20 protein-coding genes, 1 tRNA gene and 2 pseudogenes are annotated in these 22,158 nt (G+C 61.7%); 8 read left to right on the top strand and 15 right to left on the bottom strand.

The features are described 5' to 3' along the window. The first annotated feature begins 40 nt into the window (after nucleotides 1–40). The 4 genes from DWV00_RS16005 to DWV00_RS15990 all read left to right on the top strand — a co-directional run bounded on the left by DWV00_RS16005 (nucleotide 41) and on the right by DWV00_RS15990 (nucleotide 3,195). Entirely contained in the window at nucleotides 41–1,843 is a 1,803-nt protein-coding gene (locus DWV00_RS16005; protein WP_115534555.1) for an NAD(P)/FAD-dependent oxidoreductase, read from the top strand. Further along, nucleotides 1,819–2,538: a GNAT family N-acetyltransferase gene (locus DWV00_RS16000; RefSeq protein WP_220274707.1), complete on the top strand. Its 720-nt coding sequence runs from the start codon at nucleotides 1,819–1,821 to the stop codon at nucleotides 2,536–2,538. Before DWV00_RS16005 ends, DWV00_RS16000 begins: the two co-directional genes overlap by 25 nt. Before the next feature lie 12 nt (nucleotides 2,539–2,550). After that, nucleotides 2,551–2,641 (top strand) — tRNA-Ser (locus DWV00_RS15995). A 116-nt stretch (nucleotides 2,642–2,757) separates the two neighbouring features. After that, entirely contained in the window at nucleotides 2,758–3,195 is a 438-nt protein-coding gene (locus DWV00_RS15990; protein ID WP_115534553.1) for a GNAT family N-acetyltransferase, read from the top strand. A 258-nt stretch (nucleotides 3,196–3,453) separates the two neighbouring features. Here the strand turns inward: DWV00_RS15990 and DWV00_RS15985 are convergent, their stop codons facing one another. Together DWV00_RS15985 and DWV00_RS34375 are read right to left on the bottom strand one after the other, a co-directional pair. Next, entirely contained in the window at nucleotides 3,454–3,699 is a 246-nt protein-coding gene (locus DWV00_RS15985; protein WP_245964901.1) for a hypothetical protein, read from the bottom strand. Continuing rightward, nucleotides 3,699–4,325 (bottom strand): hypothetical protein, encoded by a 627-nt coding sequence (locus DWV00_RS34375; protein WP_147297911.1) that lies wholly within the window; start codon nucleotides 4,323–4,325, stop codon nucleotides 3,699–3,701. The genes DWV00_RS15985 and DWV00_RS34375 overlap by 1 nt, the downstream gene beginning before the upstream one ends. Nucleotides 4,326–5,241: 916 nt before the next feature. On the opposite strand from DWV00_RS34375, the gene DWV00_RS15975 reads away from it, so the two are divergent. The 3 genes from DWV00_RS15975 to DWV00_RS15965 all read left to right on the top strand — a co-directional run bounded on the left by DWV00_RS15975 (nucleotide 5,242) and on the right by DWV00_RS15965 (nucleotide 6,611). Next, nucleotides 5,242–5,679: a GNAT family N-acetyltransferase gene (locus tag DWV00_RS15975; protein WP_115534672.1), complete on the top strand. Its 438-nt coding sequence runs from the start codon at nucleotides 5,242–5,244 to the stop codon at nucleotides 5,677–5,679. Between the two features lie 296 nt (nucleotides 5,680–5,975). Continuing rightward, entirely contained in the window at nucleotides 5,976–6,254 is a 279-nt protein-coding gene (locus DWV00_RS15970; protein ID WP_181885478.1) for a type II toxin-antitoxin system RelE/ParE family toxin, read from the top strand. A 54-nt stretch (nucleotides 6,255–6,308) separates the two neighbouring features. Beyond that, nucleotides 6,309–6,611 carry a HigA family addiction module antitoxin gene (locus DWV00_RS15965; RefSeq protein ID WP_115534551.1) on the top strand — a complete coding sequence of 101 codons (303 nt, stop codon included), beginning with the start codon at nucleotides 6,309–6,311 and terminating at the stop codon, nucleotides 6,609–6,611. 93 nt (nucleotides 6,612–6,704) lie between these two features. Here DWV00_RS15965 and DWV00_RS15960 read toward each other — a convergent pair whose 3' ends face one another. The 13 genes and pseudogenes from DWV00_RS15960 to DWV00_RS34975 all read right to left on the bottom strand — a co-directional run. Beyond that, a complete protein-coding gene (locus DWV00_RS15960) occupies nucleotides 6,705–7,082 on the bottom strand; it encodes a DUF4279 domain-containing protein (protein ID WP_342766984.1) in 378 nt (125 codons plus the stop codon). A gap of 52 nt (nucleotides 7,083–7,134) precedes the next feature. Further along, nucleotides 7,135–7,395, bottom strand: coding sequence for a hypothetical protein (locus DWV00_RS15955; RefSeq protein WP_115534549.1), 261 nt, complete (start codon nucleotides 7,393–7,395; stop codon nucleotides 7,135–7,137). 65 nt (nucleotides 7,396–7,460) lie between these two features. After that, entirely contained in the window at nucleotides 7,461–8,093 is a 633-nt protein-coding gene (gene yfcF, locus DWV00_RS15950; RefSeq protein ID WP_115534548.1) for a glutathione transferase, read from the bottom strand. Between the two features lie 114 nt (nucleotides 8,094–8,207). Beyond that, complete coding sequence (locus DWV00_RS15945) at nucleotides 8,208–8,600, bottom strand: response regulator (protein ID WP_245964900.1); 393 nt, start codon at nucleotides 8,598–8,600, stop codon at nucleotides 8,208–8,210. After that, on the bottom strand, nucleotides 8,576–10,708 hold the full coding sequence (locus DWV00_RS15940; protein WP_115534546.1) for a response regulator: 2,133 nt from the start codon (nucleotides 10,706–10,708) through the stop codon (nucleotides 8,576–8,578). The genes DWV00_RS15945 and DWV00_RS15940 overlap by 25 nt, the downstream gene beginning before the upstream one ends. After that, nucleotides 10,705–11,796: a chemotaxis-specific protein-glutamate methyltransferase CheB gene (gene cheB, locus DWV00_RS15935; protein ID WP_115534545.1), complete on the bottom strand. Its 1,092-nt coding sequence runs from the start codon at nucleotides 11,794–11,796 to the stop codon at nucleotides 10,705–10,707. Before cheB ends, DWV00_RS15940 begins: the two co-directional genes overlap by 4 nt. A 6-nt stretch (nucleotides 11,797–11,802) precedes the next feature. Continuing rightward, nucleotides 11,803–13,854 (bottom strand): response regulator, encoded by a 2,052-nt coding sequence (locus tag DWV00_RS15930; protein ID WP_115534544.1) that lies wholly within the window; start codon nucleotides 13,852–13,854, stop codon nucleotides 11,803–11,805. Next, nucleotides 13,855–15,324 carry a HAMP domain-containing methyl-accepting chemotaxis protein gene (locus DWV00_RS15925; RefSeq protein WP_115534543.1) on the bottom strand — a complete coding sequence of 490 codons (1,470 nt, stop codon included), beginning with the start codon at nucleotides 15,322–15,324 and terminating at the stop codon, nucleotides 13,855–13,857. It abuts the gene before it with no gap. Next, nucleotides 15,321–15,875: a chemotaxis protein CheW gene (locus DWV00_RS34070; RefSeq protein ID WP_181885477.1), complete on the bottom strand. Its 555-nt coding sequence runs from the start codon at nucleotides 15,873–15,875 to the stop codon at nucleotides 15,321–15,323. The genes DWV00_RS15925 and DWV00_RS34070 overlap by 4 nt, the downstream gene beginning before the upstream one ends. A 38-nt stretch (nucleotides 15,876–15,913) precedes the next feature. Then, nucleotides 15,914–17,434 carry a CheR family methyltransferase gene (locus DWV00_RS15915; RefSeq protein WP_115534542.1) on the bottom strand — a complete coding sequence of 507 codons (1,521 nt, stop codon included), beginning with the start codon at nucleotides 17,432–17,434 and terminating at the stop codon, nucleotides 15,914–15,916. Next, nucleotides 17,418–17,903: a chemotaxis protein CheW gene (locus DWV00_RS15910; protein ID WP_115534541.1), complete on the bottom strand. Its 486-nt coding sequence runs from the start codon at nucleotides 17,901–17,903 to the stop codon at nucleotides 17,418–17,420. Before DWV00_RS15910 ends, DWV00_RS15915 begins: the two co-directional genes overlap by 17 nt. Next, nucleotides 17,900–18,607: pseudogene (locus DWV00_RS34980) on the bottom strand (sensor histidine kinase); the annotation flags it as partial. The gene DWV00_RS15910 and the pseudogene DWV00_RS34980, both read right to left, overlap by 4 nt. 48 nt (nucleotides 18,608–18,655) lie before the next feature. Beyond that, nucleotides 18,656–20,050: pseudogene (locus tag DWV00_RS34975) on the bottom strand (response regulator); the annotation flags it as partial. A gap of 493 nt (nucleotides 20,051–20,543) precedes the next feature. Between DWV00_RS34975 and DWV00_RS15900 the strand changes: the two are divergent. Then, nucleotides 20,544–22,157: a flavin monoamine oxidase family protein gene (locus DWV00_RS15900; protein ID WP_115534539.1), complete on the top strand. Its 1,614-nt coding sequence runs from the start codon at nucleotides 20,544–20,546 to the stop codon at nucleotides 22,155–22,157. Nucleotide 22,158 lies beyond the last annotated feature (1 nt).

The raw sequence follows: 22,158 nt of genomic DNA, 5'->3' as shown, positions 1-22,158 counted from the left end.
CAACGTGTGTATCAATACAAAATAAAGAGAGACCCCCACCGTGCGAATTCTGATACTCGATCCCCTCGATGAAAATCTGGCGAATCACGTTTTGGCCAAGAACGTGATCTATCGGCCCGACGTGCTCCGCAAAGGTCAAACGGTGCTTCGCCGCGTTCTGATCGAAAGCGATGTCGATGCGGTTGTGACGCGCGCCGCGTTGCCGGGCGACATTGTTTCCGCCTGGGCCGGCGGCCGGTCCGAGCCCTGCTACTACGTCTCGATCGGAGAGCCGGGCGATAAGGGCGGCCCTGGTGAATTCGGAGGCGCGGTGGTGTTGAGCATCGCCGAGAACGGCGGCGAAAGCGCGTACATCGCGGCGCTCAAGGCGTTGGAATGCGCTTTCACGACTCAGTACGACGAGCGTTACCACGCGGGTAGCCGTCGGGCGTCCGCGTCTCGACGTGTTACGTTGATTGGCGGTGGCCTCGTCAACCTCATTACGGCGCACTACCTTTCGCAGCGCAACTACGAGGTCGAGATCGTCGATGCCCGGCCCGATCCGCGCACGGAAGCCGACTGGACATCGTTCGGGTGCAGCCGCGGTGGCGATGACGCGCGGATGTTCACGTTGTCGGAGATGGATAACTACAACTCGCGCGAAATTCACGAAACGATGAACACCGCGTTTCAGCGCTCGGTATCGGAATACGGGTGGGCAACGCACCATGCCGGCAGCTTGTCGCAAGAGGAACATGCTTGGGTGGCGGAATTCGAAAGCATTCCGACCTGGCTGGCCGATAGCTACAACGACGACATCTTTTCGCTGACGCGCGAGAGCAGCGGGCTGTGGGATGCGTGGATCGAGAGCGATCCGCTGCTTTTCGAAGACAGCTTGATCCGCGAAGGCGTGTTGCGGATCTATTCGGATATGGACAATCTCGCATCGGCTGTCGCGCGGCAGAAGCGCATCGGTGCGGCCCGCGCGATATTCTCCGGCTCGGACGTCGCGCGTGAACAACCGGCGCTCGCTGAGGCAGTCGAAGGCGGCCATATCGCCGGGGGCGTGGAAGTCGTCGGATTTACGATCAACGCGCACAAGTTCATGCGGCTGCTGATCGACCGGCTGGAGGCGAAGGGCGTTCGCACGCACTGGAACCGGCGCGCCCAGCATCTGGTGTTCGACGGACGCGGCAAGGTGGCTGGGGTGAGGCTGGCGGATGGCATGTTGACTACCGAGAATGTCGTCATCTCGCCGGGCGCGTACGGCGGCACGTTGCTGAAGGGCACCGCTTCGGAAGGCAAGATCAATGGGGTGCTCGGCGCTTGGCTCAGGTTGCCGAATATTGATTCGTCGCTGCGCAATTCGCTCAAGCTCGCGCGCAAGGGCCATGTGACGGAGGACGCGAATATCACAGTGGCCACCGACGAGAACGGCGAGCCCATCATGATCATCGGATCGGGCTACGGCTACACCGGTGTCGATGCGACGAATATCGATGGGCGTCTCCTCAAGGTCATGTACGAGGGGCTGATCGACACGGCACAGAAGTATTTCCCCGCAGCCTATCGTGCAGCGATCGCAAAGGGCGATCTCGAGAGCGAACTCAGGTACTGCGTTCGTCCTTGGACGTCGTCGAGCCTTGGGATATTTGAAGCGATTCCGACCGCGGGTTCCGGGCATTGCATCATCACTGGTGGCCACAACACGGGCGGATTCGCGCAGGCGCCGGCTGTGGGACAGGCCGTTGCCGCGCTGTTGAATGGCGAGACGCATCCGATGCACGCGCTGTATCACCCTAATCGTGCGACGGCGTTTCTTGCTGGTGCCCCGACGGAATGGGCCATCTTGAGATCTGCGTGACGGGTGGGATGAAGCAGTGTTCGGGCGGGGGCGAAGCGGTGGCGCTGCGTGGGCGTTATGTCAGCTTGATTCCGCTCGATCCCGCTGTTCATGCCGAGCGTTTGTATGCTGTTTGCCACGGCCCCGGACACGAGGACTCGTGGCGCTTCCTTCGTGACGGTCCGTTTGCCGATGTGCCAGCGTACCGCGCGCATCTCGAAGCCTTCGCGGGTTTGGAGGGGGTCTTGCCGTTCGTCATCATGCACAACGGCTCTGGTGATGTCGTCGGTAAAATGAGCCTGATGCGCTACAGTCCCACGCATCGTTCGGTGGAGATCGGGTATGTGCTGTTTGTGCCGGTTCTGCGGAACAGCCGGGGTGGCACGGAGGCGATTTATCTTGCTGCTCGATATGCCTTCGAGGATCTGGGCTGTCGTCGCTGCGAATGGCGGAGCGATGCTGCGAATCAAGCCTCCGCTCGCGCAGCGCTGAGGCTCGGGTTCCAGCGGGAGGGCGTTCTTCGACAGCATATGGTCGTCAAGGCACGGAGCCGCGATACGGCGGTATTTTCGCTTCTCGACGCCGAATGGCCCGCGCGCAAGGCGGCGCTCGATGCCTGGCTCGAACCCTCGAACTTCGATGCGGAAGGGCGGCAGATCGCGGCGCTCAAACGTTCGGATGCGAGTGCACCCCCAAGCGCCCAGACTCTGCTATAATGCGCGGCTCTCGGAGAGATGGATGAGTGGTTTAAGTCGCACGCCTGGAAAGCGTGTATAGGTTAATCGCCTATCGGGGGTTCGAATCCCCCTCTCTCCGCCAGGACACTACAGAAACGGGCCCTTGGGCCCGTTTCTCGTTTGTGCGCCCGAGTTGTCCGTCGCTGTGTCTCGATTCATGATGCTAAATTCCGAGCGACGACATCCTCACTTATCAAAATGGACTTGACCTTCGCGCCCACTAGTCAGTCCGACGCCGACACTTTGGTGGCGATTCGCATAGCAGCGATGCGGGAGAGCTTGGAGCGCATCGGACGCTTCGACCCGCAGCGCGCGCGGGAGCGCTTCTTAGCTGCATTCGCCCCAGCGCTTTGCCGCTTCATCGAAGCCGATGGTGTTCAGGTGGGCTTTGTCTTGATTCGCCCTCAAGATGATCACTGGCTCCTCGACCATTTATACGTCGCTCCTGAGCATCAGCGAAAGGGCATCGGTGCAACGGTCCTGCGAAGGATCTTCGCGGACGCTGATGCTCAGCGAATGCCCATTCGCGTAGGCGCTTTGCGTGGCAGCGATTCGAATCGTTTCTACCGGCGATACGGCTTCGTGCAGACCGACGAAGCGGAGTGGGACATTTACTACGTGCGCCAGCCGAGCTAACCAGAGACGAAAGAAAAGCTCAGCGACAAAACGGCCACGGTGGTTACTTGACCGCAACACCGCGACGTGAGCTTCTTGTCGATCGTCGCGACAATATTGCTGAATGGGCCTCGCGGAGCGGTGCTTCCCTGCTCGGACGTGTGGTCCGATGATTTTTCGGTGGACTTTGCTCGGTGAGCACGCGCCTGGCTTGTCTTGCAAAGCGTCGTCGATGCTTCGCGCGCGCCAATGCTCAGTTCCGGTCGCCCGCATCGCAGATCAAGCGTCCGATGCTAGGCTAAGCCAGATCGAATCACACATGACAGCCACTTTCGCACCACAGGACGGCTCAAGAACAAACAACGCCTTCCGTCCTGCAGCGAAATCGGCGATGCGTCGATCGATTTCCTTTTGATCCCCCCTCGCTTCGTAATCGTCTCTGCTGTCCACCCACCGCAACCATTGCTCGACCTCGGCAGCGGAAATGCAGGATATCGGCGCAATCGCCACGTGCATTTCGCCCATTACTCCCACTGCGTGAGCGGAATCCAATTATCGCTTCGGCTACGCACATCCAGCCTCTTGAACTCGGTGTGTATTGCCGTTCCGACGAGGATTTCCAACCTCGCCGCGGGCACATCTGATTTCGTGCGTAGCGCCCGAAAGTCCGCCATGTCCTGCTCGAGGCCGACCACGTCAACTCGGCGCACCCGTAGCACGACGATCGAAGATGGACTGCGAAGTTTGGTGTAGTCCTTGTACCCACCTTCGAAAATGAGCCGCTCGAGCGCCGTGTTCAGGAAGTACACGTGGCAAGCCGTAATCGCGGCCTCGACACCGAAGTCATAGTTCGCGCATTGAATAGCCAGCTTCGTGAGGTAATGGTCGGGATTCCCGACGAGCGTATCGCGAAGCGCGATCGTCCCCGGCTTTTTTGCGATGCCAACGGTACCTTTCGGCTTCAACGTGAATTTATCGCCTTGGATTTGCTTGCCGAACCGCGATAATGCGGCGTCTTCGAGCGCACTCAAGGACATATAGTCGTCGTTACTTCCTGTCGCTGCGTGCACGAAGGGCGTGTAAGCCATCACAGCATCGCGCCACGCATCGCCGCTGTTCGCGTTGGCTAAACAGACAACCAGATATTTCATGATGCGTCCTTCGATCGCGGCGTTGATCCGATTGACTCGATCAAGCGCGAACGAGCCGTTCGGGTCGGGCGCGATGCTTCCCGTCCGTCTAAAGGCGGACTGAATCCCCCCTCTTTTTATCGAGCGTGCGATCGTCATGCTCGTGACGTGATAAAGCCAATCCGTTTCCACGAATGGAGCGACCACCACCGGCGGGGGCGCCAAGTCGCGCTGGAGCGTGCGCACGATCGTCCTGCAATAAGGACACGCGCGGGGTATCCGCGCAGTGGCGAAAATGGACACCTTCATACACGAAAAGCACTTGTAAAGAAGCAGCGGCTCGCGGGTCGCGCTTGTGCAGTAAGGGCATGAATACCGTTCAGCGTTCTGTACGTTGGGGACGGTCGTGTAGTGGTTGCATTTGGGACAGGTGGTCGTCGGCATTCGCTGGTCTCCTTCCTTGCGCGTCTATCGTTCCGACCGGCTCGATCGTGGGACGCTTATTTGCCGACCGATTGTGGACGATCCGAGTCGTTGTGTCTAATGTATGTAGGCTTTTCCCGTTACGATCCAGAAGGAGACGGGCAGAGCGAGCCTGTTTCTCGCAGCCGTCGCAATCTTCGGCGAGCTTCGTCATATCATGCGGGGAGACGGTATCGGCGACTCGCTTACCGGACAGAGGAACTGCTATGACCGCGAAGAGGAAGGAACTGTACGGGGTAGAACTCAAGCCCCGAACTATCATTCGCCCGAAGACGGAGGTTAGGGCATCGACTGAAGCTGAACGGCGCGATGTGCTTAAAGCTGCCCGCAAGGTCATAGCCGAGCATCGAGCGGTACTGATTGCGCTCAAGGATCGCTGAGTCGGTGGACCTCGGACCTCTCGTCACGTTTCACGATGGGACACATTCCAAGTGACTACTTCACACTTATCCAAATGGACCTGACCTTCGCGCCCACTAGTCAGTCCGACGCTGACACTTTGGTGGCGATCCGCATAGCAGCGATGCGGGAGAGCTTGGAGCGCATCGGACGCTTCGACCCGCAGCGCGCACGGGAGCGCTTCTTAGCTGCATTTGACCCAGCGCTCTGCCGCTTCATCGAAGCCGATGGTGTTAAGGTGGGCTTTGTCTTGATTCGCCCTCAAGATGATCACTGGCTCCTCGACCACCTATACGTCGCTCCCGAGCATCAGGGAAAGGGCATCGGAGCAACGGTCCTACGAAGGATCTTCGCGGACGCTGATGCTCAGCGAATGCCCATCCGCGTAGGCGCTTTGCGTGGCAGCGATTCGAATCGTTTCTACCGGCGATACGGCTTCGTACAGACCGGCGAAGCAGAGTGGGACATTTACTACGTGCGCCAGCCGAGCTAACTAGAGACGAAGAAAGTGCTCGGCAACAAAGCGGCCACGGTGGTTACTTGACGCACAATGTCCCGATGCGAACTGCTTCGTCTGCGACGTTAGCGTTGTTGCGGACTAAGTAAAAATGGACCACTCTACAGGGCTGCGCGCTTTTGGGGCTTGTGATCCAACCCACCCGTCAAACAGTCGCCGCAGCAAGGCATCCGACCGGCGCGCTGCGAGTCGCCGAAATCCTGTTTCGGCGGGGGCCTCGCACATGTTAGTAACGCTTGACGTTAATAACGAGATGCGTTACTATCGATTTCATGATCACATCGTTCAACTGTCGCGATACGCAGACGCTCTTCGGCGGCACGAGGGTTGCGCGGTTCGCCAACATCGAGAAGGTCGCGATCCGCAAGCTACAGCAACTGCACGCCGCGGCCGATCTGAGCTTCCTGCGCATCCCACCGAATAATCGGCTGGAAGCTTTGAAGGGAGATCGGATCGGGCAATACAGCATCCGGATCAACGATCAGTGGCGCGTCTGCTTCGGGTTCGCGAACGGCACTGCGACGAACGTTGAGATCGTCGACTACCACTGAGCAATGCTCAGGGTGTCAGTTAATAAGGCCTCGAATGGGGCCGTGGAGCTAGGCATGACACGAGAAATCGCGCTGGCCACGCCGGGAGAGATCCTCGCGCTGGACTGGCTTGAGCCATTGGGCATTTCGCAATACGCGCTCGCCAAGGCGATCGGCGTACCTGCGCGCCGCATCAACGAAATCGTCAAGGGCGAGCGCGCGATCACAGCTGACACAGCCGTGCGGCTGGGTGCGTACTTCGATACCGATCCGCAAAGCTGGATGAACCTACAGACGCACTACGATACTGAGATGGCGAAAGAAAAGATCGGTTTCGAGAAAATCGAAGAGATCCGCCATCACGCGTACGCCGCGTGATGGCCGTCCAAAATTCGGGTGACTCGACGTCCTGGTAGATCGCGAAACTTGCGTGCGCGCGTTGGTGCTTCGATGACCTGCGCTCGCCGTGACTCAACGATATTCGTCGATTTCGACGGAGCCGCCGAGCGACTCGATGAGCATCTGGACGTCGTCCGGCACATCGGGCACCCGGTCTCCCGTCTCGTTGTCCCAGTAGCACCAAAAGCGAGCTTTTACGCTCATGCTCGACAGCAGTTCGGGAAGACCAGACCGAGTTAGGTCCAATCGCGTAACGAGGTAACGCAGATGAGGTTCTAGCGAATCGCTTCGGACGAACTTCTTGCTATCTAGCCCCCACAGCCCAACCCGACCCGGCGCACGATTCGGGCGGCCCGAAGGCGTTGTGAATGGCTTCCCTTTGGCGATGGTGGTGTCAGGTTGGACCCCGAAGTATGCAGTCCAGAACGCTGGCACCAACGAGTCGCCCATTACATGAAACGTTGCGTGTGCCAGTTGACGGACTCCGATTGTCATCGCTCGCTCAATCCTCTGTCGGCGTGAACTTTAGATGAGGTTTCAGTTCCGGATTCGATAGCGCCAGCAAATTCAACGTTGCGCCGCCAAACCGCCGTGCGAATTCATCGTCGAGTTGATTACCGTAGTCCGCAAGCGGAAGCTCCAAAGGAAACAAGCGCTGGGTAACGGCCAGCGCCCGGTCTACCTCCAAGGTATAAGAGATCAGCGCCTGCTTTTCCTCCGACCACATCACGACCACGCACTTTCTTTCGGGATGCTCCGTCATCGGTAGCCTCTGAAGTGATTCCTTTGTGAGCGAATCCGCGGGTCTGCGCAGTTGTAGGCGATCGTCTAAACAGCCGGCCGCTTCAACCCCACCCAACGTTGAACCGACGCACGTTGCCACTGATGCGTCGCATAGTCCACCAGGCGCTGCGGCACCGCGTCCCGATTCAGCACGAGCCGATTCAACATCACGGCGAGATCCACATCGGCGATGCTCCATTCGCCGAAGAGGTTCTCGTTGCCGGAGGGGAGAAGCGCCTCGGCCATCGAAAACAGCTTCTGCGCGGCCGCTTGCGCAGCATCGGAAAGCGGCTCCGTCGTTGGCCGATAAAAAATCACCATAGTCGATCGTTCTTCTCGGATCGGCATCAGATCGCTGCGCAACCATGCCTGTACCTGTCGTGCACGAGCGCGCAAGCGAAGATCCCGGGGATACAGCGCTACTCCCGGAAAAGCTTCATCGATGTACTCCGTGATCGCCGAGGATTCCGATAGCGAAAAATCCTCGTGCACTAACGTCGGAACCCGCTGCGTCAACGACTTTGCCGCGAAGTCGGCCTCTTTGTTTTCCTTCTTCGCGAGGTCGAGCGTCAACAGTTCGAACTCGAGCCCCTTCTCCTGCAGCGCCACGAAGGCAGACATGGCGTAGGGGCTGGAAAATTGAGTATCCGCATAAAGCTGAATCTTCGTGTTCTGCAAAATCCTCTCCTTCTCGTGATGGGCGAAAGGCAAAAAGTAAAAGGCTGAAGCTTCATGTCGGTGACAGGGGCTCGTCACCGCGAGGGCTTTGAAGTCTATCACCCGTGTCGCCCACTACAGCTTCAACGCACCATCGATTTCTTTGAGAAAGGTGCCAACGCTGATCGGCTTGGTGATATATCCATCGAAGCCGCTTCCAAATATCTTCTCTCTGTCGCCCTTCATGGCCAGTCCGGTGAAGGCATAAAGCGGGATATCGGATGTTCTAGCGCTGGATTTCAGACAGCGAGCGGCTTCCAGCCCATCCATCCCGGGCATCTGGATATCGAGCAGGATCAAATCGGGGCGCGCGTCATGGGCCAGCGTAATGCCTGCTTCAGCGCGGTCCGCCTCGAGCACGGCGTGTCCAGCGTTGTTCAACAAGAAGCGGGCGAGCTTCATGTTGGCCGGGTTGTCCTCGATGACCAGTATCGTCGCCATCCTTACATGGCCCGGATCGGCAGCCACACGATGAATTCGGACCCGCGGCCCACGCAGCTGTCGACGGCCAATGCGCCCCCATGCAGTTCGACCAATTGCTTGACGAGCGCAAGCCCAAGACCCGTGCCGTTGTAGCGGCGCGCCAAGCTGCTGTCGAGTTGGACGAACGGTTGGAACAGCCGGGGCAACGCCGTCGCTTCAATGCCGATGCCCGTGTCGATCACGGCGATTTCCACGAAGCGTGCAGCATCGGATGCCAAGGCGTCTCCGCTGCCGACGCGTCGCGCCCGTGCCGGTCGAGATCGATCGACTTGTCGTGCGCGCAGCGTGACCGTCCCCGCGTCGGGGGTGAACTTTACCGCGTTGGAAAGCAAGTTGTAGACGATTTGCTTCGTCTTTCGTCGATCGACGCGAATGGTGCCGATATCGTCGATCTCGGTCTTGAGCGTCAGTTGATTCGCCATCGCTCTTTCCTTGATGATGACCAAACTGCCCTGCAACAAGGGGCCGATATCGGTCGGCTCCAGCTCGAGTGCCATTTTGCCGGCCTCGATCTTCGATAAATCGAGAATGTCGTTGATCATCGACAGCAGGTGCTTTCCGCTTTCATGGATGTCCCCGGCGAACTCCACTTGTTGAGCCGTCATAGGTCCCGCCATGCCGCTCGTCATGACTTCGGAAAAGCCGATGATGGCATTGAGCGGCGTCCGCAACTCGTGCGACATGTTGGCCAGGAATTCGGACTTGAGATTATTGGCGGCTTCCAATTGCCGGTTCTTTTCCGCGATGTGGCGTTGGCTCTCTTCCAACGTCTCGTTGGCTGCCGCGAGGTCGCGGTTCTTCTGTTCCAGGATCGATAGCAGTTCCGCGCGGCTTTCGGCTAGTGCGCGCGCGGCACGCGCTTCCGCGGCTTCCAGCTCTTTGCTCATCAGTTCGGATCGAATGGCGCGATTCTGATCTTCCAGCTGTTTGCGCCGCAATTGAACACGCACGCGCGCCTTCAGCACTTCGATCTCGCTCGATTTGAGCACATAGTCGTCAGCGCCGCTGCTCAAGCCTTCGATCATGGCGGCTTGGTCTTCGGATGCGGTCAGCATGATGACGGGAATGTCGCGCAATTGCGCCGAAGCTTTGATGCGGCGGCACGTTTCGACGCCGCCCAAACCGGGCATGACGCGGTCGAGCAGGATGCAGTCGATCGGCTGCGCAAAAGCCATGTCCAATGCTTCTTCGCCCGAGCGGGTGAGGATCGCGTCGTAGCCTTCGGCCCGCAGCGTTTCACCGAGCGCGTCGAGATAAGTCGCGCTGTCGTCGGCGGCGAGCACCCGCTTCGGGCTCAGCAAGCTCGCTGTACGCCTTTCGATGTCTTCGTCCGAAACATTGCGCAGCACGGCGGTCACGCGGGCGAGCACCATGTCGAACGCTTCCGACTTGAGCATGTAAGCGTCGGCGCCGGCTTCGAGTGCCGTCACTTCGCTGCGCCGATCGCTCGAGCCGGTCAGCAGGATGCAAGGCGTGTTGCGCAAGGCGGCGTCGAGGCGCAGCTTTCGGATCAGCGTCGGCCCGTCGATGTCGGGCAGCACCCCGTCGACGATTGCGACACTAGGGCGATGCAGCGCGACGCTGCGCAAACCTTCTTCGCCGGTGGCGGCATGGAGCACATCGAAGTTCTGGCCGCGTAGCAATTCGCCGAGGTGCTCGCGGAAGGTCACGCTGTCGTCGACGATCAAGACGCGGGGCTTGGGCGACGTGTGCATGTCGTTGCGCTGGGGACGCAGCAGATCGCGCACGCGTGCTGTCAGGTAATCGCGGTTGTAAGGCTTGCCGACGTAATCGTTCGAACCCATGGTCAAGCCGCGAATGCGGTCGCTGACTTCGGTTTCGGTGGAGAGAATGAGCACTGGGATCTCCGCGCCCGCCGGCGTGGCTCGGATCTCGTGCAGCCATTCGATACCGTCGCCGTCAGGCAGCAGGACGTCGAGCACGATCAGATCGACCGGGTGGTGCGAGAGAACGGCGCGGGCGCGTGCTAGGTCGGGGCATGCGTGCAGCGTATAGCCGTCGCCTGTCAGCGCCTCGCACAAGTCGGAGCGCACGGTCAGGCTGTCGTCGACGATCAGAATCGAATCGCTCATGGCGGATTCCCGTGGCCGAGCCGGCTCGCGATGCGGGCCAGCGCCGGGGCGATGTCGGGGAGGGGCAGCACCTGTTGCGCGGCACCGAGCAACGCGGCCTCACGCGGCATGCCGTAGACGGCCGAGGTGGCTTCGTCCTGCGCGATCGTCACGCCGCCGGCTCGACGCATCGCGAGCAAGCCGCTGCCGCCGTCCTGTCCCATTCCGGTGAGCAGGCAACCGACCGCTGCCTGGCCGTACTCCTCGGCGATCGATTCGAAGAGCACATCGACCGACGGCCGGCATGAATGCCGTTCGGGTTGGTCGGATAAGGCCAGCCGGCCTTTGTGCACCAGCAGGTGACGTCCCGACGGCGCAAGGACGACACCCCGCGCCGGGACAGGATCGCCGTCCCGCGCAAGACGTACGCGATGCGCGCTTTGTCCATCCAGCCATTGCGCGAAAGTGTCGCCGAACGGGTCGCCGATATGCACGACCACCAGAAGGGGGAGGGCGAAATCGACGGGCAGGCTGCGCAGAATGTCGACCAGCGCGCGCGGGCCTCCGGTCGAGGCCCCGATGGCGGCGATTCGGATGATGCGAGCATCGTCCGGGACTTCCTGCGCGGCGATGGATGGCGACTGCGGCTGCGGATGTGGGGGTGTTTCCAGCGTGTACTTTCTGCTCAGCCGACCGCGCAAATGGGTGATCGGTTTGATGCGCGCCACCAACTTGACCATCTTGATGAAGCGCGATTCCCACTCGTCCTCCATGCGGTCGGCGGAGGGCTTTTCCATGACCTCGACCACGCCGGCTGCCAATGCGTCGTAGGTCTTATACAGCTCCCCTCGGTTGAACGACGAGGACACGACGAGGATAGGCGTCGGGCAATACGCCATGATGTATTCGGCGGCGGCTAGGCCGCTCATCACCGGCATCATCATGTCGAGCGTGATGACGTCGGGTTTCAAAGCCCGGCACAGTTCGATGGCCTGGCCGCCGTCCTCGGCCTCGCCCACCACTTGGACATCGGGATCGGTGCTCAAGATTTCGGAGAGGCGCTTGCGCACGGTCAGCGAATCCTCGGCAATCAGCACGCGCAGTTTCATTTGTCCTCATCGGTCCGTTAGCCCGTCGACGCATTGCAGAAATTCTGTCTGATCAAATTGGCTCTTGACGATGTACGCGGCCGCGCCGGCGATCTCGGCACGCCGCTTGTCTTCCGCCGAATCACGCGAACTGACGAGGATGCAGGGCACTTCGCGCAGGGTGGCGTCGCCGCGGCTCAATTCGACGAACTCGAAGCCGTTCATGCCGGGCATTTCGATGTCGACCAGAAACAGGGCGTAATCCTTGAATCTCGCCTTCTCCAGCCCTTCCTCGGCGGATGCCGCCGATTCCACGGTGAAACCGGCCGATTCGAGAATGCTGGTCTCCAGCATTCGGGTCGTCAGCGAATCGTCGATGATCAGAATCGGCCGCGGTACGTCCGCGGCGGGATGGTCGTGCGAGGGGCGCGCGGGCGGCGCCGCGATCAGCGCTTCGGGCGCCAGCACGGCGCGCGGCACGCCGTCCCTGTCGAGGAAGGTCCCGGCGACTATGGCGTCGGCTGCGGCCAGCGCGGGCAGCGGCCGCAGCAAGATGCTTTCCGTTCCGTACAAGCGATCTACCTTCACGGCAGCCGTCACGCCGCCACAGGACAAGACGGCGGCGGTCTTGGCGCGCGCTTCGGCACGCTCGCTCGCATAGCGGGCCGTCGCGGTGGTCGCGGCCAGGGCAGCCGTTCTTCCGAGCGTCGGCGAGATCAGGCTAATCAACACGCCGTCATCGAGAATGCCGTCGCCGTCGGGGGCCCGGACGATCTCCGCGGGGCCGATGCGTCGCACGCGACGGACGGCGTCGAGCGGAATCGCGACAGTCTGGTTGGAGATTTCGACGATCAGCACTTCGATCGAGGCCAGCGATACAGGCACGCGCAGCTCGATCGTGGTGCCTTCGCCCCGTGTAGTCCGTCCGCTGATCCTGCCGTTCAGGCGCTGCATGGCTTCGCGCACCACGTCGAGTCCTACGCCGCGGCCGGCGAGTGTCGTAACGGTGCGCGTCGTGGAAATACCGCCTTTGAGCAGCACGGACAGCCATTCGCCGGTGTCGAAGCCGGCGTGCGTGGCGGCCGCCATGTTCTTGCTACGAGCGGCGCGCTCGACCGCGTCCAGGTCGACCCCGGCGCCGTCGTCGACGCAGCGGAACAAGACATAGCAGCCTTGCTGTTCCATCTGTAACGTGATGCGTCCGGCCGCCGGCTTGCCGGCGGTCAGCCGCTCGGCGGCCGTTTCTATTCCGTGCGCGACCGCATTGCGTACGAGTTGAACCAAGGCGTCTTGAACGATGTCGAGGACCTGGCCGTCGAGCCTGACCTCGCCGCCGCCGGCCACGAACTGAACTTGTTTGCCGACGCTATGCGCGGCATCGCGGGCCACCCGCTCCAGCGTGGTGAACACGTTGGAAACCGGCGTCAAGCGCAGCCGATCGGCGGTGTCGCGCAACTGATGCAACTCGCGTCCCATCCGTTCGACGCCGGACGTGAGGTTGCGCTCGATGCCGGCCGGAAGCATCCACTCGCGGCCGACCTTCGCCATGACCCGCCGCATGCTGGCCAACTCGCTGCTCAACTCGTTCAAGCCTTCGAGCAAGGCATCGACCATCGCCACGTCCGCGCGTGGTGCGCGGGTTGGAAGTTCGGGTGTCTCGTTCTTTGCGGGGGTGATCGAAGCGTCCGCATTAGGCGCATTAGCCGCATTTGCCACATCGGCCGCACTGGCTGACTTGACCGGGGCGACTGAGATGGTCGCCTCGGACGAAGGCAGCAGGCTCAGATGCCCCTCGATCGCATCGAGCCGGGTCAGCATGCCGTCGATCTTGTCCCGCTCGGGCGCTTCGCCGTCGCTTCGGTACGGCGTAAGCTCTTCCTCGAGCATGTGCGTGAGTTCGGCGATTTCACCGAGCTTGACGACATGCGCCGCGCCCTTGAGGGTATGGGCGAGCCTTAGCAGGCGCGCGACGAGTTCGGCGTCGTGCCGGCCTTTTTCCAGTTCCAGGACACCGGCGCAAATTTGGTCGAGCAGTTCGCGCGCCTCGACTCTGAAATAGCGGTACGGATCCTTGGCCATCTAGTTCGCCTGCGACAGAATCAGGCGCCTCAATTCGGCCGACAATCCGGCGAGCTGCGAAGCCGTTTGCAGCGTTTGGCTCGTACTCGTCTCGGTTTCCTTCGAGGCTTGCGAGACATCCGTCACGGCGATCCGCACCTGCTCGGCGGCCGTCACCTGCTGCTTGGTCGACAACTCGATCTCGCGCGCGGCATCGGTGGTCGTGCCGACGAGTTCGAAGATCCGCTTCAAGGCGACGGTGACGTCCGTGAACTGGCGTGCGCCGGCGTCCACCGCCTTGGCGCTGCTCTCGGTCGCCATCACGGTCGTGTTGACCGCGCCGCGGATATCGTCGATTTGAGCGCGGATCTCCTTGGTGGAATTGGCGACGCGGTCCGCCAATTTGCGGATCTCGTCCGCCACGACCGCGAAGCGCTTGCCGCTTTCGCCCGCGCCCGTCGCTTCGATGGTGGCGTTGATCGAGAGGATATTGGTTTGTTCAGCGAGTTCGGCCACGATATCGAGCACGGCGCCGATCTCTTGCGATTTGCGCCCGAGATCGAGCATGTGCCCGACGACGACGTCGACCTGCTTGCGCATGACGACCATCGATTCCTGGCCGGTTTCCACTTTGGCGTCGCCGGTTCGCACCGCTGACGCGGTTTGCTCCGCGACTTGGGCGACGCGTTGCGCACTCTCGGCGATTTGCCGCGAGGTCGCGACGAGTTCGCTGATCGTGGTCGTGATCTCGGTCATGGCCGTGGCCTGTTCCTTGGCGCCGGATGCCTGCTGCGTGGCGGCAGCCTGCAGTTCCGCCGACGAGCTTTGGACATGGCCGACGGCCGCCCCGATCTGCCGGCTTAGCGTACGGGTCAACAGATAGGCCACCGCAATCGCGAAGACCAGCGCTGCGCCTGCGAGTGTGAGGACGAGATGGACGGCATTGGATGCGGTGTTCGCCGCCAGGCGATCGGCGTCGGTCAAGTTGCGCTCCTCGAGCGTGACCAAGCCGCGCAATTGCTCGTCCAGCTGTTGCCTTGACGGCAGGATCTTCTCATCGAACTCGCGCAGAATTTCGTCGTTCTTTACGTGATTGCGTACCTGCACGGCCAGCGCGTCCGTGTCCTGATGATACTCGGCGGATGCGCGCTCGATCGCGTCGATCTGGCGGCGCGACTCGTCGGTATCGGCGATCTCCTTCAGGTGCGTGAGAATGCTCGTGAATGCTTCGCGCGAGGCGTTCAGTTTCGTCGCGAAGCGATCGTCTTGCGTCAACATATAACCTCGCAGCGCCGACACGCGTTCCTCCGAGGCGGTATTGAGTTGTTCGACTTCGATCAGAATCCTTGCATTGATGTTGATCACGTGATCCTTGCTCGCGATGGTGCCTAGCAGCGCGTAGATCGCGACGGCGGAAATGGCCGCGGCAAGGACGACTAGAACGGCGTAGCCGGCCGCGAGCTTTTGCGCGAATGTCCAATTCTTCTTCATTGTTCTTCGCTCCTTTCGTTGAAGGATGAACCGCAAAATCCTTGAATGACGGACAGCGTGGACTGCAACTGAATGATCGGGCGTATCGCGGCGCCATCCCGCGCGACGTCGCGTAGATGAGGGCGATCGGGTGGTCCCGCTCGTTCGGCATGTGCCTCCACGTCCACATCCACACCTGCGGAGCCGGCGACGGATGGCGTCTGTTGGGCTGCGAGCGTGAACAGGTGGTCGAATGCATCGAAGGCGAAAGCGATGGGCTCGCGGTGGCGCAGCGACACCATCCAGCGCGGCATCACGGGCCGGGCACGCGTGTAACCCAGCATCGCCGCAAGGTCGTACACGGGAGCGATCTGCCCTCGAAAGCCGACGACGCCCAAGAATTCTCGGCGCGCGGAAGGCAGCGCGACGACATGGCGATCGACATGCAAGCCCTGTATGTCGGCAATGCGGATGGCGTAGGGATCCCCGCCGACGCGGATGGCGAGCAGGCTTTCGGACGGCGGATCTTCTGCGAGCAGCCGGGCGAAGGACTGGTCGAAGTCTTCGCGCATGACTAGCGCCGTGCTGTGCGTGCCCGGTTTCGCGTGGGTCATGCCTGAACCCCCATGGCATCGCAATGCGCGCGGCACATGGCGACCAGCGCCTCGCGCTTGAATCCGCCGCCGAAGAGCAGCACGCGTGACGGGTCCTCCCGTTGCAGCAGATGGGCGGCGTGCGACAGTTCGCGCACTGCTGCAACGCTGTCGCCCTGGCGCCGCGCGAGCAAGCCCAGGTGCAGGCGCGGCATGGCGAAGGTGGGGTCCAGATAACAAGCGGCCTGGTCGTGCTCGAGGGCCCCGCGTACGTCGCCCGCCGCTTCCCGGCACACCGCGAGGACGTACTGCGCGCCGGTATTGAGGCCGTCGCGTGCCAGCAATTCGCGACAGACGGCCTCCGCTTGATCGAGCGCGCCGCTGTGACTCAGCGAGACGGCTTTGAGCAGCAACACGTCGGCGTCGTTTGCATGCTCCGTCGGTAGATCCGCGATGTGCCGCAGCGCGTCTCCGTAGCGCTCGCCGCGCACGCATTCGAGCGCCGAGGTGAGATCGAGCGGCACCGGTTTTTCCGCTTTTGCCGCTTCTGTATGGGTGGGGGCACCCGGCGCGTCGAACGCGCTCGTCAGCGTGGAAATGCGTTCCGAAGAGCGTTGAATGACGTCGACCCAACTCGCGTCGTTGGAAATCGCCGAAGCGCTCAGACGCTGGGCGTCCGGTCGCTCATCCCAGAGCGTCACTGTGTAGCGTTCGGGTTCGGCTTTTCGGCGATAGTAGAAGGTGCCGTGCGTGTGGCACAGGTCGTAGTCATTGGACAGGCCCCGCAACGTCTCGGCATGACCGAGAAAGAGGTAGCCGCCGGGCACGAGCACGCGCGTGATTCTGTCGATGGCCGCGCGCGCTTGCTCGGGGCAAAAATACATGAGGACGTTGCGGCAAAACACCACGTCGAAGCGGCCGGGCTGCCAAAACGTCAGGTTCTCGCGCGCCAGATTGCCGACCGCGAAGCGAACAGCCCGGCGTGCGCCGGCTTCGAGCACGTAATCGCTGCCGTCGGTGGCGAACCATTTGTCCTTGATCGCTTTCGGCGTGTCGCGCAGCGACCAGTTCGAGTACCTGCCTTGCGCCGCCTTGCTGAGCGCGATCGGATTGATGTCGAGCGCCGTGATTTCGACGAGATCCTCTGCATCGGGAAAGCATTCGCTGGCCGCTATCGCCAAGGAATACGGTTCCTCGCCCGAGGCGCAGCCGGCGGATAGGATGCGGCACGCGTGGCTTCCTGCAGCGAGCACGCGCGGCAGGACGAGCTCCGAGAAGGCCGCGAATTGATCGGTGTTGCGAAAAAAATAGGTTTCGGTGACCGTGAGTTCGCGAGCCAATAGAGGCAATTCGGATTGCAGCCAGGCCTCGTCGGCGAAATGGTCGAAGTACCGTGTCACGCTGCCGCATAGGGCGCCGCGGGTGCGTAGCAGCTGCGCGAGCGCATCCTGATACCCATCGTCGATTTGCAATCCAAGATGGATTGAAATCAGTGCACGGAAATGCGCGATGTCCTGTGCATCAGGCGGGATCGTCATGTGCTGCCGTCTCCGCGGAGTGGTTGATAGCGTGCCAGAGTTCGTCTGAAATCAAGTGGGCGCTCTGTAGAACGACCAAGAGCTCCGCATCGAGCGTCCCGATCGCGGCCACGATTTCCGAATTCGATGGGTGCAGCAAGGGTGGGACATCGGCTCGTAGCGTGGGAGAAACCTGTCGTATGCCGATCACCTCGTCCACCGCGAGACATGCCGTGCGCGCTTCGATCTTGATCGTGACGTAGCGTGTAGGCCGGGTGCCGGCCGAGGAATCGACCAATAAGCTCGTATCGAGAACCGGAACGCCTTTCCCCCGGATGATCGAGATGCCGAGCACGAATGCCGGCGTATCGGCGACTCGCTTGATCGGCAAGGGCCGCATGGTCTCGATCACCTGCGCGAGCGGGATGGCGTACAGCTGCGTATCGCTGCGGCAAATCAGAAAATGGTCGCCGGCGTCGTCGCGGCTCATGATCCTTGCTCCGCTTTGGCTTCGACCGTTGTAAGCGGCAAGATGGCGGTCAGCGCGAAACCAGAGCCGGGGGCCGTGCGGATGTCGATTTCGCCGCCAAGGAGCACCGCGCGCTCGCTGATCCCGAGCAGACCGAACGAATGCCGATCCGAGCGTGCGTTCTGCTCGACGCCGCGACCGTTGTCGACGATGCGAACGATGCAATGGGGATCCTCGCGCAGCAGGTCGAGCACCACTTCGGTCGCGCCGGAGTGGCGCGCGACGTTCGTCAGCGCCTCCTGCACCATTCGATAGACTTCGATCCGGCTTTGCCGACTGAAGGCGATGGTGTCCACGTCGATGTGACTGATCACGCGGATCCGATAGCGCGACGAGAATTCGTTCGCCATCCACTCGAGTGCTTCAACGAGGCCCAGATCGTCGAGCATGACGGGCCGCAGATCTCCCGCGATTCGTCGCACCGAGTCCACCAATCGATCGATCGACACGTACATGCCGTCCAGATCGTCCCGAGATATCGAGGGCTTCGCGGCGTCGTCGCTTTTGTCTTCGATGAGCGCGACGGCCATCTTTAGCGCCGTCAGCTGCTGGCCGAGGTCGTCATGCAGTTCGCGCGCGATGTGCGCCTTTTCGTCTTCCCGCAATTTCTGATTGTGAGCGGACAAGCGCCGCAGCTCTTCTCGCGAGATCCGCAGCGCCTCCTCGCTGGAAGCCAAGTTCGCGAACGCATGCGAAAGGCCGAGCGCTTGGCCGATCTGGGCGCCTAGAACGCGGGCGAAGGCGAGGGCGTCTTCGTGGGAAATGTCGTCCGCGGGCCGGGTGCCGAGGATGACGGCGCCGTAAATCGTGTCCGCCCACAAGACCGGTACGACCAGCAATGAACTCGACTGCATGCCCGAGATGAGTGTCTGTGCGCGGTCGGCGGCAACGGCGGCGGACGGGACCACAATCACGCTTCCCCGGCTCGCAATGTCCCGAATGACGCTTTCGCAATCGAATACGCGGTGCGCGTTTTGCATCTCGGTTTCGGAGAATCCCGTTTGATGCTTGAACGCGAGGCGGCCATCGTTTTCCGTGAGATAAAGGACGCCCTTCGATATTCCCGCCATGTCCAGGCACGATGCGAGAACCTCGCCGAGCACACCGTCGAGCGAACGGTTGCTCGCCAGCGCCTCCGAGACGCTGGCGAGCACCGCGAGCCGCGCGGCCTGTAGATTCGAGCGATGTGCGAGGTGTGCGTTCTGCCGGACTTGACGCTCGAGTTGCCAGAGCGTGCGCTTGGCGTGCTCGTCGTTGATAGTCTCGATGGAGTCGGCCGGAGCGGAAGGGGGCGGTGCGCTCAATGCGGCACCGATTGCCTGCACCAGCGCGTCTAGCCCGTCCGTCTTCGTAACAAGCCTGTTCGCACCGACACGTGCAGCAAGCGCGCGGTCCGATTCTTCGATATACGAAGACGACGTGAGTATCACGGGGATGCGTTCGGTTTCATCGGCGCGGCGTAGGGCGAGGCACAACGCGAACCCGTCGGTGCCGGGCATGAGCACGTCGCTGACGATGGCGTCCGGTCGATGCCGGCGCGCCTCTTCCAGCGCCGATGCGCCGTCGGTTGCGGTTAGGACGTCGAATCCCGAATTCGCTAGCCACACATGAGTGAGTTTGAGCTGAAGCGGGTCGTCGTCGACCAGAAGAATGCGTCGGCCGCTGATACTGGCGGCTTTTTCGGCGTATTCCGATGCCGGCGCCAGGTGCTCTCTCACGAGCTGGATGAGGTGGGCTGGATCGACGGGCTTGACGAGGACGACCGTGAACCCTTCGTCTTCGGCGTGTGCCTCGTTGAGCTTGGAGAGGAACCCCGACACGCAGAAGATAGGTATCGATGCCCCGCCAGGCTGCTTGCGAAATGCGTGCAGCAAGTCCAGACCGTTCATGTCTGGAAGCGCGAGGTCCTGAACGATCAGGTCAGGGTGCCGGCGGGACGCAATTTCGAGCGCGGTTTGGGCATCGCCGGCTTCGACGACTTCATATCCCGCGCTTGCCAGCGTCACGCGGAACATCTTTCGTGTCGTTGGATTATCTTCGACGACCAGAATCGTTCCGGCGACTTTCGCGGCCGCGAGGCCGGAAAAGTGCGACCCTCCCCCCTGCACGCTAGTCACACCCACGCCCCCCCGCGGTTTTAGGTAGGTGCTACGCGAATTTAGCGGCTTCCGAGTTGGATATTAGGACATTTCGAGCCAATTCGCAGTCCGGTTCGACGATGAGAAGCGGCAATTGGCGCCTTTGTAGGGTGGGCTCGGTTTCAAGGTTTCGCGCAAGAGGTGGCGATATACGTACAGGCAGGCCTGCGCGATTACCTGTCAAAGTTTCCAGTTACGTAGTTGGGATCGCAAGGCTGTAATGGGCGCAATTCGGCCACAAATCAGAAATAAAAACGCAATAAGATCTATTTGCATCCGTAAACGAGCTTGATTGCGGCGCTGCCCATTGACGCCCGGCGCGCCAATTAAGGGGAGCAATTCCGGGGAATCCATTCCATTCGCCATGCCGCGCCCGGCACGGGCCGTCGCAGCGGGCGCGTGCTTCCGGACCCAGCATCGCAGCATCACCAACCAGCATCCGATAACAAGGAGTTAGGAGACCATGGCTGACGAACATCTCGACATTGCTGTCGTGGGGGCAGGTGTGTCCGGCGTCTACAGCGCTTGGCGTCTGCAGCAGGCCGATTCACGGCGCAAGATCGTCGTCTTCGAAGGCAGCGAGCGCATCGGCGGACGGCTACTCTCGGTCACGCCGCCCGACAATCCGGACATGGTGGCGGAACTCGGCGGCATGCGCATCCTGGAGGCGGTGCAGCCGCTCGTCACGAATCTGATCGCGAAGCTCAACCTCGAACTGCCCAAGGACCAGCAAATCGAGACCTACCCGTTCCCGGTCGACGAGCCGGTGAACCTTGCGTATCTGCGCGGCGTCCACCTGCGGCTGTCCGACTTTACGAAGGAGCCGTTCAAGGTCCCGTATCAGTTGTCGTTCCTCGACCGCGGCCAGAACGCCGGCGCCATCATCGTCAATGCGATCGAGCAGATCGTGCCGGGCATCACGGCCGAAGGGCTGACCGAGGACCAGCGCCGAGAGATGGCCCAGCAGGCGAGCTTCGGCGGCGTGCCGCTCTACAAGCAAGGCTTCTGGAACGTGCTGCTGCGCGTGATCGACGGCGAGGCCTATCAGCTCGGCGTCGATGCCGGCGGCTACAACACGACGCTGACCAACTGGAACGCGGCCGACGCGATTCCCTGGTTCCTGTCCGACTTCGGCGTCGATCCGCAGTACCGCGGGTTCACGAAGGGCTTCCAGGAAGTGCCGAAAACGGTCGCTGCCTTCTTCGAGAAGGCGGGCGGCGAAATCCGGCTCGGCGCGTCGGTATCGGCGCTCGAATGGGTGGACGGTGCGTTCGAGTTCGAGGTGAAGGGCAAGCGGGTGCGGGCGAAGCAAGTGATCTTGGCCATGCCGAGGCGCTCGCTCGACCTGCTGGCGCAAAGCAGCCCGATGCTCGAGGACATTCAGGGGCTCACGTCGAGCGTGACGCCGCGGCCCTTGTTCAAGCTCTTCACGACCTACGCCACGCCGTGGTGGCGCGCCGCGGGCGGCAACCAGACCGATGACCAGGGCAAAGTGACCTACCGTCCGCTGGAGGCGGGCCGGTCGGTGACGGACCTGCCGGTGCGGCAGGTCTACTACTGGCCCAAGTCGGACGGTCTGCCCTCGACCGGCGGCCCGTCGATGCTGCTCGCGAGCTACGACGACGGCAACAACATCGGCTTCTGGGACGGCTTGCGTCCGCAGCGCCGGCAGTCTAAGCCGGAGCACCACGAAGTGGCCGCGCTGGCCGACCCGTTTGTCGGCGCGGACAGCGGCAGCAGCAAGAGCAAGGAGATGCCCTGGTTCGAGTACCAGGCACCTCGGCGGATGGTCGCGGAAGTGACGCGCCAACTGGCGACGATGCACGGCTTGTCGTATACGCCCGAGGTGAAAAACGCTGCGTTCCGTGACTGGGGCGACGATCCCTACGGCGGCGGCTGGAACAGCTGGAACATCGGCGTGAAGAGCTGGGAGGTCAAACAGAAGATCACCCAGCCGATGAGCGGCAAGCCACTCTTCATTTGCGGCGAGGCTTACTCGGATGCGCAAGGCTGGGTTGAAGGGGCGCTGCAGACGGCCGACCTCGTGCTGCGCAAGTTCGGTCTCGACGCCCTCTGAT

This window comes from Trinickia dinghuensis, assembly GCF_003367175.1.
Taxonomy (GTDB): domain Bacteria; phylum Pseudomonadota; class Gammaproteobacteria; order Burkholderiales; family Burkholderiaceae; genus Trinickia; species Trinickia dinghuensis.
Note: the sequence above shows the minus strand (reverse complement) of the source record. Positions and strands in the feature narration are given on the sequence as shown.

Bases quoted from the DNA above. Each gene is read 5' to 3' on its own strand.
- DWV00_RS16000 (WP_220274707.1), top strand. From the start codon at position 1,819: ATGGGCCATCTTGAGATCTGCGTGACGGGTGGGATGAAGCAGTGTTCG.
- DWV00_RS15990 (WP_115534553.1), top strand. From the start codon at position 2,758: ATGGACTTGACCTTCGCGCCCACTAGTCAGTCCGACGCCGACACTTTG.
- DWV00_RS15985 (WP_245964901.1), bottom strand. From the start codon at position 3,699: ATGGGCGAAATGCACGTGGCGATTGCGCCGATATCCTGCATTTCCGCT.
- DWV00_RS34375 (WP_147297911.1), bottom strand. From the start codon at position 4,325: ATGAAATATCTGGTTGTCTGTTTAGCCAACGCGAACAGCGGCGATGCG.
- DWV00_RS15975 (WP_115534672.1), top strand. From the start codon at position 5,242: ATGGACCTGACCTTCGCGCCCACTAGTCAGTCCGACGCTGACACTTTG.
- DWV00_RS15970 (WP_181885478.1), top strand. From the start codon at position 5,976: ATGATCACATCGTTCAACTGTCGCGATACGCAGACGCTCTTCGGCGGC.
- DWV00_RS15965 (WP_115534551.1), top strand. From the start codon at position 6,309: ATGACACGAGAAATCGCGCTGGCCACGCCGGGAGAGATCCTCGCGCTG.
- DWV00_RS15960 (WP_342766984.1), bottom strand. From the start codon at position 7,082: ATGGGCGACTCGTTGGTGCCAGCGTTCTGGACTGCATACTTCGGGGTC.
- DWV00_RS15955 (WP_115534549.1), bottom strand. From the start codon at position 7,395: ATGACGGAGCATCCCGAAAGAAAGTGCGTGGTCGTGATGTGGTCGGAG.
- DWV00_RS15940 (WP_115534546.1), bottom strand. From the start codon at position 10,708: ATGAGCGATTCGATTCTGATCGTCGACGACAGCCTGACCGTGCGCTCC.
- cheB (WP_115534545.1), bottom strand. From the start codon at position 11,796: ATGAAACTGCGCGTGCTGATTGCCGAGGATTCGCTGACCGTGCGCAAG.
- DWV00_RS15930 (WP_115534544.1), bottom strand. From the start codon at position 13,854: ATGGCCAAGGATCCGTACCGCTATTTCAGAGTCGAGGCGCGCGAACTG.
- DWV00_RS15925 (WP_115534543.1), bottom strand. From the start codon at position 15,324: ATGAAGAAGAATTGGACATTCGCGCAAAAGCTCGCGGCCGGCTACGCC.
- DWV00_RS34070 (WP_181885477.1), bottom strand. From the start codon at position 15,875: ATGCGCGAAGACTTCGACCAGTCCTTCGCCCGGCTGCTCGCAGAAGAT.
- DWV00_RS15915 (WP_115534542.1), bottom strand. From the start codon at position 17,434: ATGACGATCCCGCCTGATGCACAGGACATCGCGCATTTCCGTGCACTG.
- DWV00_RS15910 (WP_115534541.1), bottom strand. From the start codon at position 17,903: ATGAGCCGCGACGACGCCGGCGACCATTTTCTGATTTGCCGCAGCGAT.
- DWV00_RS15900 (WP_115534539.1), top strand. From the start codon at position 20,544: ATGGCTGACGAACATCTCGACATTGCTGTCGTGGGGGCAGGTGTGTCC.